Here is a 15,001-nt window from a genome sequence, read left to right as displayed (position 1 = left end):
AAGTCCGTCATCCCGGCGAAAGCCGGGATCTCGCTCTGGCTTGCGGTGACATCCAGCCAAAGGGAGACCCCGGCCTCCGCCGGGGTGACGAACGTTGGAAAAACTGGTGGATGCCAGACATGACCCGCTGACCCCGCTTCGCCGTTGCGAAGGGCAACGCCAGACCAACAAGCCACCATCACTCCGTCATCCCGGCGAAAGCCGGGATCCCGCTCTGGCTTGCGCTGACATCCAGCCAAAGAGAGACCCCGGCCTCCGCCCGGGGTGACGACTGCGGGTGAGCGTCGGGACTGCGCTGAACCTGACGCCCCCAACGGACAAATCGCCGCATCCGACACCCCGACCCTTTCCAACCCGCTCGCGGCCCGCCATCTTGCAGCCATGATGGCGCTCGATCCCGACATGCTGCTGCGCGCCTACGCCATCGGTGTATTCCCGATGGCGGACAGCCGAGATGCGGGCGACGTCTACTGGGTCGAGCCCCGCAAGCGCGGCATCCTCCCGCTCGACGGCTTCCACCTCTCGCGCTCGCTCGCCAAGACGCTGCGGTCGGACCGCTTCACCGTCACCGCCGACGTCGCTTTCGCCGATGTCGTCGCGCATTGCGCGCAGAGCACGGCCGACCGCCCCGACACCTGGATCAACCCGCAGATCGAGCGTGCCTATTCCGCACTCCACGCCCGCGGCCACGCCCATTCGATCGAAGCCTGGCAGGACGGCGAACTCGTCGGCGGGCTCTACGGTGTCACGCTCGGCGGCGCATTCTTCGGCGAAAGCATGTTCAGCCGCTGCCGCGACGCCTCGAAGGTGGCGCTCGCCCATCTCGTCGCGCGGCTACGCTGCGGCGGCTACAAGCTGCTCGACTGCCAGTTCATCACCGATCACCTCGCATCGCTCGGCGCGGTCGAGATCCGGCGCTCGGCCTATGTCTCGTTGCTCGATTCGGCGCTCGGCGTCGGCGCCGCCACCGGTGTCGTGATCGGCGAGTTCGGCGCGCTCGACCGCCTCGTCGATCCCGACTCGGACGGCCCGGACGCCCCGGACGGCGCAACGCCCCCGGACCCGGCCGCGATCGTCTCCGGCCCCGTATCGGGATACCGCATCGTACAACTCTTGGGCCAGACATCGTAAACCGGATGCTGGACCGCGTTCAGCGAGGGTGACTCCTTGTAGAGCCAGCCCGAAAACACCCGCCGCCAGCGCGCATCGCGGCCGCGCACGTCGGTCTGCACGAACGCCCCGGTAAGATGCTCCGGCTCCCACGGCGCGGTCTCCTCGCACGCGCGCAGCCGCACGACCAGGTCGCCGAGCCGCACCGCCTGCCCCGGCCTGAGCGTCAGGTCGCGCGACAGCCCGTTCCGCTTGTTCAGCACGCCCAGCACGGCGACGCGCTGTGCCATCGGCGTCTCGACCTTTGACAGCGGTTCCGCCGCCGGTCCCTCGCTCCGGGTCCGCGACGCCGATCGCGACGGTGCAGTATCCGACGTCCCCGTCGTAGCCGCCCGCGGTGCCGCGGTCTCCGGTGCCGGCTGCTCCTGACCCTGCACGGCCGAAACCTGCCAGGCCACCAGACCCAGCCCTGCGGCGATCACCACCGCGCCGGCGGCGGTCTTCACGCGGTCTTCACTGGGCCGGCGCGGCCGGCGCGGCCCCCGGCGCGGCGCTCATCGTATCGGTCGTCGGGGCGGCCGGCTTGTTGATGAACGATCCGATCAGCCCCATCAGGTCGACCGACCCCTGCGTATCGGCAATGACGCTGCCGTCCTTCAACATCTCGGTCGAACCACCCGGCTGCAGCGAGATGAACGTCCCGCCGAGCAGGCCCTCGGACGTGATCGCCGCGCTGCTGTCGGACGGCAGCTTCACGCTCGGATCGATCGCCAGCGTGATCGCCACCTGGTAGCTGGCCGGATCGAGCTTCTGCTGCGTCACGCTGCCGATCTTCAGCCCCGCGACGCGCACGTCGGTGCCGACCGTCACGCCGCTGGCGTTCGGGAACAACGCGCTGACGTGGATCGCGTCGGCCGCCCCGCCGCCGCCGGTCCGGCCCCATGCGAACAGCGCGAACAGCACGGCCACCGCCACCACGACGAAGCCGATCAGCGCCTCGACGCCGTTTTCCTTGACCATCGTCTTCATGCCTGGTCCGGGCTCCATGCCTCGTAATCGCCGGTCGCGGCGGCACGGCGGCCGCCGGCATCCAGCGATCCGGCCGGGCGATACGCATCGCGCGTGCCGGTCAGGTTGGGCTGCGGTGCCCTCTCCCACACCCGCGCGGGCGGCAGACTCTGGTCGGGCACGTCATCGATCGTGTTGTGCAGCCAGCCATGCCATTCGGGCGGCACCCGGCTGGCATCGTTGGCACCATTATAGATCACCCAGCGCTTCATCAGCCCGCGCGAATCCGGCTTCTTCGCCTGGAAATACACGTTGCCGAGCGTATCCTGCCCGACTTCGCCACCGAACCGCTTCGTGTGCCGCCGCGTCCCGATCGTCGCGCCGTTCCACCAGGTGAAGATGCTGCCAAGAACTGTCATGCCAGCGGCTTAGCGTCGAAGCCCGCCCCCTGCAATGGCGCAGCATCGCCGCCGGTGCATAAGCGGCGTTGCAAAGGCCACGCTGTCATAGCGAGCCGGCCCCGCCGCGACCGCATCGTCGATCGCCGCGATGGCAAATGAGTCGCTTCGAGCAAAACACCGACCGGTTCTCGCGGAGCACCAACCGCCGCGATTGGACGCGGCGGCTGGCACGGTCACGATCCGGCGGTCGGAGTTATTTCTTGCCCAGGCGCGGAATGATAGACGCGAGCGGTTCCATCTTGAACGCCGCGCGACCCATGACGGCATCGACATATTCGATCCGGCTGATCGTCTCGACCCGCGACGGGTCTGCACGAACCGCGCGCGGTTCGCGCCACAGGACCGTCTGGCCATGATTTTCCTCGACGGTCGCGTAGGAGAAGCTCGTCATATAGTCCTGGACGAAGAACACGAGACGGAACACGTCACCCATCCACGACCCATCCGGATTGTTCGTCGCCGCCCAGAACTGCCGACTATAGTCGAGGCTGGGCAGGGACGCGGCGTAGCTCGACGGCATAACATCGTCGATCAGGATCGTCCCACCTTCGGCAAGGACCGACACCGCGTTCAGCAGGTCGCGAAGCGTCTGGTCGAAGGTATGCAGCCCGTCGATGAACACCACGTCGAACTTCGCCGCCGTCATCGGACGCTTGGCGAAAAACTCGTCGCTCGGAACCTCGTGGAATTCGCAATTGGCGAGTTCCGGCTCTTTGCGGGCTTTGGCCACGCTGAAGGCGAACCGCGGATCGACGCCCACTTTTTTCGCGGCGCGCAGTTCCCGGAACGTCGCACCTTCATCGACGCCGATTTCGAGATAGTTCGGCTTCGCGTAGAGATCGAGGATCGACTGGAGGACGGTCGAGCGTTTCATACGGCCGGGTCTCGCTTTTGCTTTGAGGGGGTCCCCCCTCGACTGGTCGGACCCTCACGTCGCATCAATCCCGGTCGTGCGCAACGCCTGTCGCGATACGCCGCAGCAGCCGTGCCGCCCGACGTTCCGCAGCCCGACCGGCCGGTGCCGCATCGTACCGGAAAGCGCGATTTCCTGCCGCGCGGCGGGATGCGACAGTTCGTCTACCCCAAGGGCCAATTGCGATACCGGTGATACTGTGCCACCCACGAACGAGCGCCTCGACAGGGCAGTGATCGCAGACGGAGTTGCGTGATCGTTGATCGCCACGGGCCTTAGCAGGTCCGCATATATCAGCGGCACAGAGGGAAGTTTTGATGGAATTCAAGGGCTTGCTGCTGTCAGGATCGGAGGATCGGATCTATGGCGGTGGCAGTTGCATCGCGTTGGAGGATCGGCCGAACCTCGCTGCGGTCGAGCCTGAAGCCGTCGGCGTCACCTTTCTGGCCGAGACGTTTCCGGCGGAAACGTATCGCTGGAACGCCGATCCGGACATGCTGATCGCCCGTAACGCCTTCGCCGACAGCGTCCTGCAAGGCCAGGCGGCGATGGCGGACCGGGTGGTCGCGGCAAGCGTCGCCCTGACGATCGACCACGCGGTCATCGCCCACAGCGTAATCTACCTGCCGTCGGCGGACGGCGCGCCCAACATCCTGTACCAAACCTACCGTCCCAACGATCGTCCGGCGACCAGCCTGATCGGGGCGGATCTCGTTGCCGCCGCGGAAAACCCGTCCTTCTATCGGGCGGACGCGGCCTACATGTATCTCGGCTCCGCGGGCTCGTTCAACTACGGCCACTGGCTGGTCGACGACCTGACCCGCGCCAAGACGTGGCTCGATTTCGTCGCGACCACCGGCACCCGCCCCGTTGTCGTTCTGCCGATGTTCGGGGCGGGCATGGACGCGGTTCGCCGCAAGTCGCTGCAGACCCTGATCGATCCCGATATCGAGGTGGAGTTCATCGACCCCAACCGGGCCTACCGGTTCCACGGGCTCCTCTATGCGACGCCTACGTCCTTCCACCCGGTCAGCAAGAGCCCGGCGGCGCTCGACTTCGTGATCGACCGCGCCCGGCGCCTCCTGCCCCCATCGCAACTCACCCGGCGCGACCGCATCTTCGTCGCCCGCCGTTCGGAACAGGGGCGTTCGATCCTGAACCAGCCGGAACTGATCGAAATGCTCGAACAGTTCGGCTTCACCATGATTTACAGCGAAGATCACGACTTTGTGGAGCAGGTGCAGATCTTCAGCAACGCGTCCGTCATCATCGGCCAGATGGGTGCCGCCATGACGAACACGATGTTCTGTCGATCGACGACATCGATCATCTATCTCGCCCCGAACGGCTGGGTCGAACCATTCTACCTGGACTTGTCGAGCGCCTGCGGCATCCAGTATCGCGTCCTGTACGACGACGTGATGCGGTCGGACAAACCGCCGCATCTGTCCGATTTCCAGGTCCCGGTAGATGTCCTGGCGAGTTACCTGACGACGATGGGTCTGCGGGTCGCCGCCTAGGTTCGTCGGCCCCGCCGATTTCTCCGCAAGCGCGCGGTTCGCTAGCCCGCCAGCACCACCGCCATCGGCCCCTTCGGCCCGTCGGCGATCCGCGCCTGCAGCCGCTGGTCTGGGGCAAGCTGGTCCAGCCCAGCGCGGCGCACCACTTCCATGTGCAGGAACACGTCGCTCGTATCGCCGTCGCGCAGGACGAAGCCGTAACCCTTCATCCGGTTGAACCATTTGATCGTCACCGGTTCGAACGGCCCGGCCTTGTCCTCCAGCCCGATCGGGTCGGTGCGTTCCTGCTGGCGGCGGACCGCAAGGTCGGCATCCGGCCCGGTCGCGCAACTCAGGTCGATCGCCAACACGCGCGTCGCCTGAAGCCCGCGTTCGCGGCGCGCGGCGATGCAGTCCACCCGCGTCCCCTCCGGCAACGTCCGGCGGCCATGATCGCGCAGGACGGAGAAGTGCAACAGCACGTCGCCCGCATCGTCGTCGCCCACCATGAACCCGAACCCGCGGGTCATGTCGAACCACTTCACCGTCCCGCCGATCCGCGATTCGTCGGCGGTCAGCGACAACGCATCGACCGGCCCGCCCTGCGGCGCATTGGCCAGCCCCGCGCCTGCCGCAATAGCCTCCGGCTCGACCGGCATCATGGTCTGCACACCCATCGCACGCACGCCCTGTTCCGCAGCGGACAGCCCCCGGCCCGCGACTTATCTGAACGCACCATGAAAGCCGGGCGGATGCAAGCCCAACCGTAGAGCCGGCGCGACGAACGTCATTCTTCCGGCACTTCCCCCGGCGGGCAATCCACGAAACGCCGGGCCAGGTCGTACGGATGCCCCGCCCGCATCATCGCCGCGAGCGCCTTGCGCCGCATGTCCGGGTCGAGCGCGGCGGTGGCGAACGGCCCGATTCGCTTGCGCTTCGCAAACGCCATCGCGGCGGCGTGGTCGCTGTTCACCGCGGGCTCGTCGCCGTCCTCGTCCTCCTCCGGCGGGGCCAGCGCCGCCGCGCGATCCTCCTCCCCAACACCCGCGGCGCGCAACGCATCCGCTTGTCGCCGCCGGCCGTACCCGCGTCGCCCGAGCGCGGCACTCCGCATCTCTGCGAACACGCGGTCGTCGACATAGCCGAGCTCCGCCATCCGCACGACGATCGCCTCCACCGTCGCACCCGCCCCGCCGTCGCTCTCCGCGTCGAGGTCCACGCCGGCCCAGCCGCGCTCCTTCAGCTTGCGGTGCAGATAGTCCGACAGCTTCGCCCGCGTCGTCGCGTACCGCCCGAGATAATGCAGCGCGAGCCGCTCCAGCCCCTCCCGGTCGAGGGGCGGTCGGACCCGGTCCGGGTTGCGGTTTGATGAATGTCGTGCCACGCGCCATCTTTGTGCCACAGTCGGGCCGGAATTTGAACGTGCCCGGCGACTTTACATGCAGGTTGGAACCGGTCGCGTTCGATGTTGCGCGACGACGGTATTGGAATGACGGGAGCTGGACTGAGTGCTCGACAAGGTTGCGGACAGGTCGAAGGACGCAGGCGGTGCTACGCCGACCGACGACGGCCGGGTACGCCGTTACGCGGATTTCGCGACCCTGGTCGAGGCGCTCGATTTCGCGGCGGATGGTGCCTGCGGGCTCAACTTCCACGATCCGCGCGGCCAACTGACGCGCGCCTACACCTACGCCGAACTGCGCGACGATGCGCGTGACGTCGCGCGCCGCCTGATTGCGGCCGGCGTCGCACCGGGCGACCGGATCGCGATGCTCGCCGAAACCGGCCCCGACTTCGCCGCCCTCTTCTTCGGCACCGTGGTCGCCGGTGCATGGCCCGTCCCGCTGCCCCTGCCGACCTCGTTCGGCGGGCGCGACAGCTATATCGAACAACTCGCGGTCCAGCTCGGCAGCTCGGATCCGCGGATGCTCTTCTACCCGGCCGAACTCGCGACCATGGCCGCCGCCGCCGCGGATCGTTGCGGCGTCGAGGGGCTGTCATGGGAAGCGTTCGCCACCCGCGACGCGCCGTCCGACATCGTCTTCCCGCCCGCCGCGTCGTCCGACATCGCCTATCTGCAGTATAGCAGCGGCTCGACCCGCTTCCCGCACGGCGTCGCCGTCACGCACGAGGCGTTGCTCAGCAACCTGGCCGCCCATTCGATCGGGATGGAGGTCCGCCCCGGCGACCGCTGCGTCTCCTGGCTGCCCTGGTATCACGACATGGGCCTCGTCGGCTGCCTGCTCTCGCCGGTCGCCAACCAGGTCTCGGCCGACTACCTCAAGACCGAGGATTTCGCGCGTCGCCCGCTTGCCTGGCTCGACCTGATCAGCCGCAACCCCGGCACGACGCTCAGCTACTCGCCGACCTTCGGCTACGACATCTGCGCGCGCCGCATGTCCAGCCAGACGCGCGCCTCCGATCGGTTCGATCTGTCCCGCTGGCGGGTCGCCGGCAACGGCGCCGACATGATCCGCCCGGACGTGATGCAGAGCTTCGTCGATGCTTTCGCCACCGCCGGGTTCCAGGCGTCCGCCTTCCTGCCCTCCTACGGCCTGGCCGAGGCGACGCTCGCCGTCTCCATCATGCCGCCGGGCGAGGGGATCGTCGTCGAACTGGTTGAGGAAACCGAGCTGTCCGGGGGCGACGCCGCCTGCGACCGGCCGCAACGCTACCGTGCGATCGTCAATTGCGGCCGCCCCGCGCTCGGCATGGAAATCCAGATCCGCGAGGAGGACGGTGCCGTCCTGCCCGACCGCGCGATCGGCAAGGTCTGGTGCCGCGGCGCGTCCGTGATGCACAGCTATTTCCGCGATCCCGAGGCGACCTCCGCCTGCCTGGTCGACGGCTGGCTCGACACCGGCGACATGGGCTATCTGTCGGATGGCTATGTCTACATCGTGGGCCGGGCCAAGGACATGATCATCATCAACGGCAAGAATCACTGGCCGCAGGATATCGAATGGGCGGTCGAACAGCTGCCCGGGTTCAAGGCCGGTGACATCGCCGCTTTCGCCATCACCACTCCCGGTGGCGAGGAGACGCCGGCCGTCCTCGTCCAGTGCCGCACGTCCGACAATGGCGAACGCGCCCGCCTGCGCGAGGAAATCCGTGACCGCGTCCGCGCGATCACCGGCATGAACTGCGTCATTGAACTCGTCCCGCCCAAGACGCTGCCGCGCACCAGTTCGGGCAAGCTCAGCCGCGCCAAGGCCCGCAACCTGTATCTGTCCGGCGAAATACAGCCCTACGCGGTTGCCGCCTGACCGCGATTATGTTGCCCGCGTAACGACCGGGACGATCTTTTTTATATCGACCCCCCCAAATATTTGTAACAATCGGGCGATTAAGTTTAGACCTTCGGTTACCGATCATAAAGGATCGGCGGCCATACCGGCGGGGACATGATCGACGCCAACTCCATCCCCCCCGCCGCCCGTTCGTGGCGGGTCGTCGCCGGTTTCGTCGATCCCGACCTTGCGAACTGGCGTCTGGTGCGCGTCGCGCAATATGCCGAACTCGCGCGCGGCCTGCCGCTGACGTCCGCGGCGTTCGTCGCCGCCGGTATCCTGATCGCTGCTTTGTTCGCCGGTTCGGTGCCGCTGCCCGGCCTGTTCGCCTGGCTCATCACCACCGCGCTGCTGCTTGCACTCGATCTGGCGCGCATCCGGGCGCGGACCCGCCCGGGCGATCCGGACGGCCTCCTCCTCCACGGTATCCGCAGCACCGGGCTCGGCCTCCTCTGGGCGCTGCCCCCTGCCCTGTTCGCGATCGGCGGCAGCACGGAACAGCAACTGGCCGCCTGCCTGCTGTCCTGCGCGCTCATGGCGCTCACCGCGCTCACCACCGGCACCGTGCCCGGCGTGCTGATGCTGTTCCTGGTACCCTCGTCGATCGGCCTGTCCATCATGCTCGCGCGGACCGGATCGCCGCTGCTCGCGCTGCTGCCGCCGGTCTATGCCGGGCTGCTCGGTGCGAGCGGCCTCGGCGTCGGGCGCGCCTTCATCGCGCGCCACTGGGCGGATCAGGCGCTGGAGGACAAGAGCGAGGTCGTCCGGCTCCTGCTGCGCGATTTCGAGGACAGCGCCGCCGACTGGCTGTGGCAGGTCGACAGTGCCAAGCGACTCGTGTCGGTCTCGCCACGCTTCGCGCACGCCGCCGCGCGCGATCCCGCCCGGCTCGAAGGAATGCCGCTGCTCCGCCTGCTGTCCGACGGCCCGGCGGACGAGTCCGGCACCGCCGCACTGCGCAATCTCGTCGCGCTGATGAACGCGCGCGAACGCTTCTCCAACCTGGTGTTCCAGATCGTCGTCAACGGCGACGCGCGGTCGTGGAGCCTGTCGGCCGCCCCGCGCTACGACGCGGACGGCGCGTTCCTCGGCTATCGCGGCGTCGGCTCCGACATCACCGAACAGCAGCGTTCCGCCGAAAAGATCGATCGGCTGGCGCGGATCGATGCGCTCACCGGCCTGCCCAACCGCCGCGAATTCATGGATTCGCTCCGCCTCGGCATCGGCCGCGCGCTGGGCGACCGCCATCCCTGCGCGCTGCTGCTGATCGATCTCGACAAATTCAAACCGGTCAACGACACGCTCGGCCACCCGGTCGGCGATCGCGTGTTGAAACTCGTCGCCGAACGGCTGCGCACGCTGATCACGGACGAGGATGTCTGCGGCCGTATGGGCGGCGACGAATTCGCGATCCTGCTGGCACGCGTCACGCCGGGCGCGGTCGACGGGTTGGGTGACGCCATCATCGCCGCGCTGTCCGCACCGTTCGAGGTCGACGGCAACCTCATCCGGATTGGTGCCAGCCTCGGCTCGGCGCTCGCCCCGCGAGACGGCCGCTCGGTCGAAACACTCGTCCGCAACGCCGATCTCGCGCTGTACCGTGCGAAGGACGACGGCCGCGGCACGATGCGTCGCTACGATCCCTCGCTGCTAATCCACGCCGAACACCGCCGCATGATGGAAGCGGCGCTGCGCGAGGCGCTCGACATCGGCGACCAGTTCCATCTCGCCTACCAGCCGGTCGTCTGTGCCACCACCGGCGCGATCGACAGTTTCGAGGCGCTGATCCGCTGGAGCCATCCGACGCTCGGCGACCTTGCGCCGGGCGACTTCCTGCCCGTGGCGCAGGAGGCGCAACTGGCCGGCCGGATCGGCGAATGGGTCCTGCGCACCGCCTGCCGCGAGGCGACGGCCTGGCCCGACCAGATCCGGCTGTCAGTCAACCTCGCGCTGGCGCAGCTTCACGACGCGCAGTTCACCGCCACCGTGCTATCCGCGTTGTCGGATGCCGGGTTGGCGCCCCACCGGCTGGAACTGGAAGTATCCGAATCATTCTTCCTGTCCGATTCTGCCACGATCCTGCCGACGCTCGATGCGTTGCAGGCGCTCGGCATCCGGCTCGTGCTCGACGATTTCGGCGTCGGCTATGCCGCGCTCGGTCATGTCCGGGTCGGCCGCTTCTCGGCGATCAAGATCGACACCAGCTTCGTCCGTGGGTCGACCGACGGCCGCCGCGAAAGCCTCGCGGTCGTCCGCGCCGGCGTCGCGATGGCGGACGCGCTCGGCGTCGCCACGGTGGCGGAGGGTGCCGAAAGCCATGCCGACCTAACCCGGATGCAGGCGCTCGGGCTCGACCGGATCCAGGGCCACTACGCCGGATCACCGATGACCGCCGCCGCCGTCCGGCTGCTCGTTGCGCCGCCGCCCGTTGTCCTGGAGAAGCAAGAGCAACGTTCGGTCGCCTGATCGACCACGCGCGGCTTGCATGTCGCGCGGCCGCCCGCTAAGCACGCGCTTCTTCCGACCCGGAGGAGTATAGCTCAGTTGGTAGAGCATCGGTCTCCAAAACCGAGGGCCGTGGGTTCGAGTCCCCCTACTCCTGCCACCCCACCGGGTGGATGTTCGGGTCGGTAAGAATGAAGACGAGGCGGGCGCACCTTCGGGGCCTGATAGGGTCCGAAAGGGTGCGTGTGCCTCGTTATCGTCGTTTCGCGAAGGTTGGACATGGCCAAGGTTAATCCCGGCGAATTCATCCGGCAGGTCCGTGCCGAAACCGCGAAAGTGGTGTGGCCGTCCCGCAAGGAAACCGTGACGACCGCGATCATGGTCGTCATCATGACGTTGACGCTCGGCCTGTTCTTCTTCGGCGTCGATGCGATCTTCAGCCAGATCGTGCAGTTCCTGCTGTCGCTGGCGAGCAAGGGTTAAGGTAGAGCATGTCCCGCTGGTACATCATCCACGCCTATTCCGGTTTCGAGAACAAGGTGCGCGAAGCGATCCTCGCCGACGCGACCCGGCTCGGGCTGGAACATCTCGTCGAGTCGGTCGAAGTGCCGACCGAAAAGATCACCGAGGTCCGCCGCGGGAAAAAGGTCACGTCCGACCGCAAGTTCTTTCCCGGCTACGTCCTGGCCAAGCTCGACATGAGCGATCAGGTCTATCACCTCGTCAAGAACACCGCGAAGGTCACCGGCTTCCTCGGATCGTCGGGCAAGCCACAGCCGATCAGCGAAGCCGAAGCCGCCCGCATCCTGAACACCAAGGAAGAAGCCGCGGTCGCCGCACCGAAGGCCAAGCTGAAGGTCGATTACGAAATCGGCGATTCGGTGAAGGTCCTCGACGGCCCGTTCGCCAGCTTCAACGGTCTGGTCGAGGAACTCGATTTCGACCGCGGTCGCGTCAAGGTGTCGGTGTCGATCTTCGGTCGCGCCACCCCGGTGGAACTCGAATTCGAACAGGTCGAACGCGCGAAGTAAGGTGCGTCGAACGCCGCAACTTTAACAACTTCGCAAGATAGTTTCAACGGGACGCAACGTCCTGTTCCAAGTTTCCGGGTTTCACCCGGATCAGTCCGCGGGAGGCAGCGTCAAACCTGCCGCATGTACCGCTAAGCCATAGGAGATCATCATGGCGAAGAAGATTACCGGTTACATCAAGCTGCAGGTTCCGGCCGGCAAGGCCAACCCGTCGCCGCCGATCGGCCCCGCGCTGGGTCAGCGCGGCGTGAACATCATGGAATTCTGCAAGGCGTTCAACGCGTCGACCGGCGACCAGGAAGTGGGCACTCCGCTCCCGACCGTCATCACCGTCTATGCCGACCGCAGCTTCTCGTTCGCGACCAAGACGCCCCCGGCGTCCTACCTCATCAAGAAGGCCGCCAATCTGAAGTCGGGTTCCAAGGAGCCGGGCAAGATCAGTGCGGGGACGATTGCGCGCTCCAAGCTCGCGGAAATCGCCCAGGCCAAGATGAAGGACCTGAACGCGAACGATATCGACGCGGCAACGAAGACGATCGAAGGCTCCGCTCGCGCGATGGGCCTCGAAGTGGTGGAGGGCTGATCCGATGGCCAAGCTGAGCAAGAAGAACAAGGCGATGGCACAGGCCGTCGACGTCCTGAAGCTGTACGGCGTTGACGAGGCCATCGCGATGGCCCGCACCAACGCGACGTCCAAGTTCGACGAGACGATCGAAGTCGCGCTGAACCTCGGCGTCGATCCGCGTCACGCCGACCAGATGGTCCGCGGCGTGGTGACGCTGCCCAAGGGCACCGGCAAGGACGTCCGCGTCGGCGTGTTCGCCCGCGGCGCCAAGGCCGACGAAGCCCGTGCCGCCGGCGCGGAAGTCGTCGGTGCCGAAGATCTGCTGGAGCAGGTCCAGGGTGGCACGATCGATTTCGATCGCTGCATCGCGACGCCGGACATGATGGGCCTCGTCGGCCGCCTCGGTAAGGTGCTCGGTCCCAAGGGCCTGATGCCGAACCCGAAGCTGGGCACCGTGACCATGAACGTCGGTGAAGCGGTCAAGGCTGCCAAGGGCGGCCAGGTCGAATTCCGCGTCGAAAAGGCCGGCATCATCCACTCCGGCATCGGCAAGGCATCGTTCCCGGCCGAAGACCTGCGCGCCAACTTCGACGCGTTCGTCGATGCGATCGTGAAGGCCAAACCGACCGGCGCCAAGGGCAAGTACCTCCAGAAGGTGGCGGTTTCCTCCACCATGGGCCCGGGCGTGAAGGTCGACGTCGCCGAGATCGCCGGCGTCTGATCCGATCGGGGCGGGTCACCTCCCGCCCCACCCCAACCGTCATCCCGGCGAAGGCCGGGATCTCCCTTCGGTAAGGCGCAAGCGTCTAGCCAAGGGTAGATCCCGCCCCTTCGCCGGGATGATGATTGTCAGGCCCGGTGGATTGCGCTAGACGCCCGTTCATCGAATCAAACCGATTTGCCGCTGTCGGACTCGTTCGACGCCGGTCAGTACCGTCCGAGACAGCGGGTGCATCCTCCGGGATGCTTAATCTCCCGCCAAGACGGGGAAGAGTATCACCGTCCTGCCGATCGCGGCAGGCGGGTCTGCCATCGGCCCCGTGCCGATCCAGTCACTCCCCCCACGGACAGCCGCAGGACGGCTTATTTGTCCTGTGGTTCAACCTTCCGCGGCGGTTCGTCCGTCGCGGGGCGGTCTCCGAATGTTTCGGGGATCATGTGAATGGAGTGTAACTATGGATCGGGCTGAAAAGGCCGGACTGGTTGCCGAACTGAAGAGCATCTTCGACACGACCCAGGTCGTCGTCGTGACCAAGAATCTTGGTCTGACCGTCGCACAGTCCACTGTGCTGCGGAACAGGATGCGCGAAGCGGGCGCCAGCTACCGGGTTTCCAAGAACAAGCTTGCCCGCATCGCGCTCGAGGGCACGCCCTATGCCGATCTGTCCGACCTGCTGGTCGGCCCGACGGCGCTCAGCACGTCCACCGATCCCGTGGCCCCGGCCAAGGTGATCGTTGAGTTCGCGAAGACCAACGACAAGTTGGAAATCGTGGGCGCCGTGATGGGTGGGACGCTGCTCGACATCGATGGGGTCAAGGCGCTTGCCGAGCTTCCGTCGCTCGACGAACTGCGTGCGAAGATCATCGGTCTGGTGCAGGCACCTGCGACCCAGATCGCCCGCATCGTCAAGGAGCCGGCCGCGCAGATCGCGCGCGTGCTTGCCGCCTATGCGGAAAAAGAAGCCGCTTGAAGAGCGCTTTCTCGTTTGAACATCATGCGGGCACGCGCCCGCCACGGAGAATATCATGGCTGACCTGAACAAGATCGTTGAAGACCTGTCCGCACTGACCGTCCTCGAAGCAGCCGAGCTTTCGAAGCTGCTCGAAGAGAAGTGGGGCGTTTCCGCTGCCGCCGCTGCTGCTGCACCGGCCGCTGCCGGCGCCGCTGCACCGGCCGTCGAAGAGAAGACCGAGTTCGACGTGATCCTCACCGGCGACGGTGGCAAGAAGATCAACGTCATCAAGGAAGTCCGCGCCATGACCGGCCTGGGCCTGACCGAAGCCAAGACGCTCGTCGAGTCCGCTCCGAAGGCCGTCAAGGAAGGCGTTTCGAAGGACGAAGCCGAGAAGGCCAAGGCCCAGCTCGAAGCAGCCGGCGCGACCGTCGAGCTCAAGTAAGTCCAACCCGGCCAGACTCCCGCGCAGGCGGAGATCCAGCCAAGGGATGGAACAGGATCAGGGGGCGGCCTGCCAAGGGCCGCCCCCTTTTTCGTGTGTCTGTAACAATTCGTGTGTCTGTAACAAGATGTGACCGCCCGCAAAGCCTCTGGTCTTCGTGTCAGCGCTGACGCACAAGCGACCGATGTTCGCTTTCGTTCTTGCGCTGCTGGCCGCGAATCCGGTCCCGGTGCTGCTGACACCGCCGCCACCCACGGCCAGGCAGTTGATCACGGCAAACGAGGCGCTGCGCCGCTACCGCGAACTCACCAGCGCTTTGCCGATGTGCAAGCGCGACACCGCCGACAGCGACGACATCATCGTCTGCGCCCCCGGCCCCAAGGACCGCTACCGCGCCTGGAACGGCGACCCGATCTCCGAACCGCGCACCCCGCGCTACGCCCGCGACACCACCGGCCGCGGCCGCGCCAGCGAAGCCGCCCGCGACCGCCGCTGCGACGACGCCCAATCCTTCGGCCGCTGCGGCCTGGCGCAAGAACTCCAGAGCCGGTGAGCGTCTTC

General features: G+C 66.7%; 17 protein-coding genes, 1 tRNA gene and 1 pseudogene. 12 read left to right on the top strand and 7 right to left on the bottom strand.

Annotated elements, in window-relative coordinates; all coding sequences use genetic code 11:
* Nucleotides 1–381: 381 nt before the first annotated feature.
* Complete coding sequence (gene aat, locus ACFSGX_RS04645) at nucleotides 382–1,131, top strand: leucyl/phenylalanyl-tRNA--protein transferase (protein ID WP_380927818.1); 750 nt, start codon at nucleotides 382–384, stop codon at nucleotides 1,129–1,131.
* 35 nt (nucleotides 1,132–1,166) lie between these two features.
* On the opposite strand, the pseudogene ACFSGX_RS04640 reads toward aat, so the two are convergent.
* From ACFSGX_RS04640 to ACFSGX_RS04620, 5 genes and pseudogenes are all read right to left on the bottom strand, one after another.
* Nucleotides 1,167–1,400: pseudogene (locus ACFSGX_RS04640) on the bottom strand (DUF2155 domain-containing protein); the annotation flags it as partial.
* A 223-nt stretch (nucleotides 1,401–1,623) separates the two neighbouring features.
* Complete coding sequence (gene mlaD / locus ACFSGX_RS04635; RefSeq protein ID WP_380927816.1) at nucleotides 1,624–2,139, bottom strand: outer membrane lipid asymmetry maintenance protein MlaD; 516 nt, start codon at nucleotides 2,137–2,139, stop codon at nucleotides 1,624–1,626.
* On the bottom strand, nucleotides 2,136–2,537 hold the full coding sequence (locus ACFSGX_RS04630; protein WP_380927815.1) for an NADH:ubiquinone oxidoreductase subunit NDUFA12: 402 nt from the start codon (nucleotides 2,535–2,537) through the stop codon (nucleotides 2,136–2,138). The genes mlaD and ACFSGX_RS04630 overlap by 4 nt, the downstream gene beginning before the upstream one ends.
* A 235-nt stretch (nucleotides 2,538–2,772) precedes the next feature.
* Nucleotides 2,773–3,453, bottom strand: a complete 681-nt coding sequence (locus ACFSGX_RS04625; protein ID WP_380927814.1) for a class I SAM-dependent methyltransferase — start codon at nucleotides 3,451–3,453, stop codon at nucleotides 2,773–2,775.
* Nucleotides 3,454–3,507: 54 nt separating this feature from the next.
* Complete coding sequence (locus tag ACFSGX_RS04620; RefSeq protein WP_380927813.1) at nucleotides 3,508–3,672, bottom strand: hypothetical protein; 165 nt, start codon at nucleotides 3,670–3,672, stop codon at nucleotides 3,508–3,510.
* A gap of 137 nt (nucleotides 3,673–3,809) precedes the next feature.
* Between ACFSGX_RS04620 and ACFSGX_RS04615 the strand changes: the two genes are divergently transcribed.
* Nucleotides 3,810–5,012 (top strand): glycosyltransferase family 61 protein, encoded by a 1,203-nt coding sequence (locus ACFSGX_RS04615; RefSeq protein WP_380927812.1) that lies wholly within the window; start codon nucleotides 3,810–3,812, stop codon nucleotides 5,010–5,012.
* Between the two features lie 41 nt (nucleotides 5,013–5,053).
* On the opposite strand, the gene ACFSGX_RS04610 is transcribed toward ACFSGX_RS04615, so the two are convergent.
* Both ACFSGX_RS04610 and ACFSGX_RS04605 read right to left on the bottom strand, forming a co-directional pair.
* A complete protein-coding gene (locus ACFSGX_RS04610; protein WP_380927811.1) occupies nucleotides 5,054–5,677 on the bottom strand; it encodes a cold-shock protein in 624 nt (207 codons plus the stop codon).
* A 101-nt stretch (nucleotides 5,678–5,778) separates the two neighbouring features.
* A complete protein-coding gene (locus ACFSGX_RS04605; protein WP_380927810.1) occupies nucleotides 5,779–6,375 on the bottom strand; it encodes a regulatory protein RecX in 597 nt (198 codons plus the stop codon).
* A gap of 124 nt (nucleotides 6,376–6,499) precedes the next feature.
* On the opposite strand from ACFSGX_RS04605, the gene ACFSGX_RS04600 reads away from it, so the two are divergent.
* The 10 genes from ACFSGX_RS04600 (at nucleotide 6,500) to ACFSGX_RS04555 (ending at nucleotide 14,993) form a co-directional block, all read left to right on the top strand.
* Nucleotides 6,500–8,257 (top strand): fatty acyl-AMP ligase, encoded by a 1,758-nt coding sequence (locus ACFSGX_RS04600; protein WP_380927808.1) that lies wholly within the window; start codon nucleotides 6,500–6,502, stop codon nucleotides 8,255–8,257.
* 138 nt (nucleotides 8,258–8,395) lie between these two features.
* Entirely contained in the window at nucleotides 8,396–10,747 is a 2,352-nt protein-coding gene (locus tag ACFSGX_RS04595; RefSeq protein WP_380927807.1) for a putative bifunctional diguanylate cyclase/phosphodiesterase, read from the top strand.
* Nucleotides 10,748–10,810: 63 nt separating this feature from the next.
* Nucleotides 10,811–10,886: transfer RNA gene (locus tag ACFSGX_RS04590), tRNA-Trp, on the top strand.
* A gap of 119 nt (nucleotides 10,887–11,005) precedes the next feature.
* Complete coding sequence (gene secE / locus ACFSGX_RS04585; RefSeq protein WP_076073199.1) at nucleotides 11,006–11,209, top strand: preprotein translocase subunit SecE; 204 nt, start codon at nucleotides 11,006–11,008, stop codon at nucleotides 11,207–11,209.
* Between the two features lie 8 nt (nucleotides 11,210–11,217).
* On the top strand, nucleotides 11,218–11,757 hold the full coding sequence (gene nusG / locus ACFSGX_RS04580) for a transcription termination/antitermination protein NusG (RefSeq protein WP_076073198.1): 540 nt from the start codon (nucleotides 11,218–11,220) through the stop codon (nucleotides 11,755–11,757).
* 151 nt (nucleotides 11,758–11,908) lie between these two features.
* A complete protein-coding gene (gene rplK / locus ACFSGX_RS04575; RefSeq protein WP_076073197.1) occupies nucleotides 11,909–12,340 on the top strand; it encodes a 50S ribosomal protein L11 in 432 nt (143 codons plus the stop codon).
* A gap of 4 nt (nucleotides 12,341–12,344) precedes the next feature.
* Nucleotides 12,345–13,043 (top strand): 50S ribosomal protein L1, encoded by a 699-nt coding sequence (gene rplA, locus ACFSGX_RS04570; RefSeq protein ID WP_076073196.1) that lies wholly within the window; start codon nucleotides 12,345–12,347, stop codon nucleotides 13,041–13,043.
* A 454-nt stretch (nucleotides 13,044–13,497) separates the two neighbouring features.
* The gene (gene rplJ, locus ACFSGX_RS04565; protein WP_157175200.1) at nucleotides 13,498–14,013 is read left to right on the top strand and encodes a 50S ribosomal protein L10; all 516 of its coding nucleotides are present in this window, start codon (nucleotides 13,498–13,500) and stop codon (nucleotides 14,011–14,013) included.
* Nucleotides 14,014–14,068: 55 nt separating this feature from the next.
* The gene (gene rplL, locus ACFSGX_RS04560; protein ID WP_076073194.1) at nucleotides 14,069–14,440 is read left to right on the top strand and encodes a 50S ribosomal protein L7/L12; all 372 of its coding nucleotides are present in this window, start codon (nucleotides 14,069–14,071) and stop codon (nucleotides 14,438–14,440) included.
* 184 nt (nucleotides 14,441–14,624) lie between these two features.
* Complete coding sequence (locus ACFSGX_RS04555; protein ID WP_380927806.1) at nucleotides 14,625–14,993, top strand: hypothetical protein; 369 nt, start codon at nucleotides 14,625–14,627, stop codon at nucleotides 14,991–14,993.
* Nucleotides 14,994–15,001: the final 8 nt, after the last annotated feature.

The organism is Sphingomonas arantia, assembly GCF_042682045.1.
GTDB classification, from domain to species: Bacteria; Pseudomonadota; Alphaproteobacteria; order Sphingomonadales; family Sphingomonadaceae; genus Sphingomonas_R; species Sphingomonas_R arantia.
The sequence above is the reverse complement of the archived record's forward strand: the minus strand, read 5'-3'. Positions and strand labels throughout refer to the sequence as shown.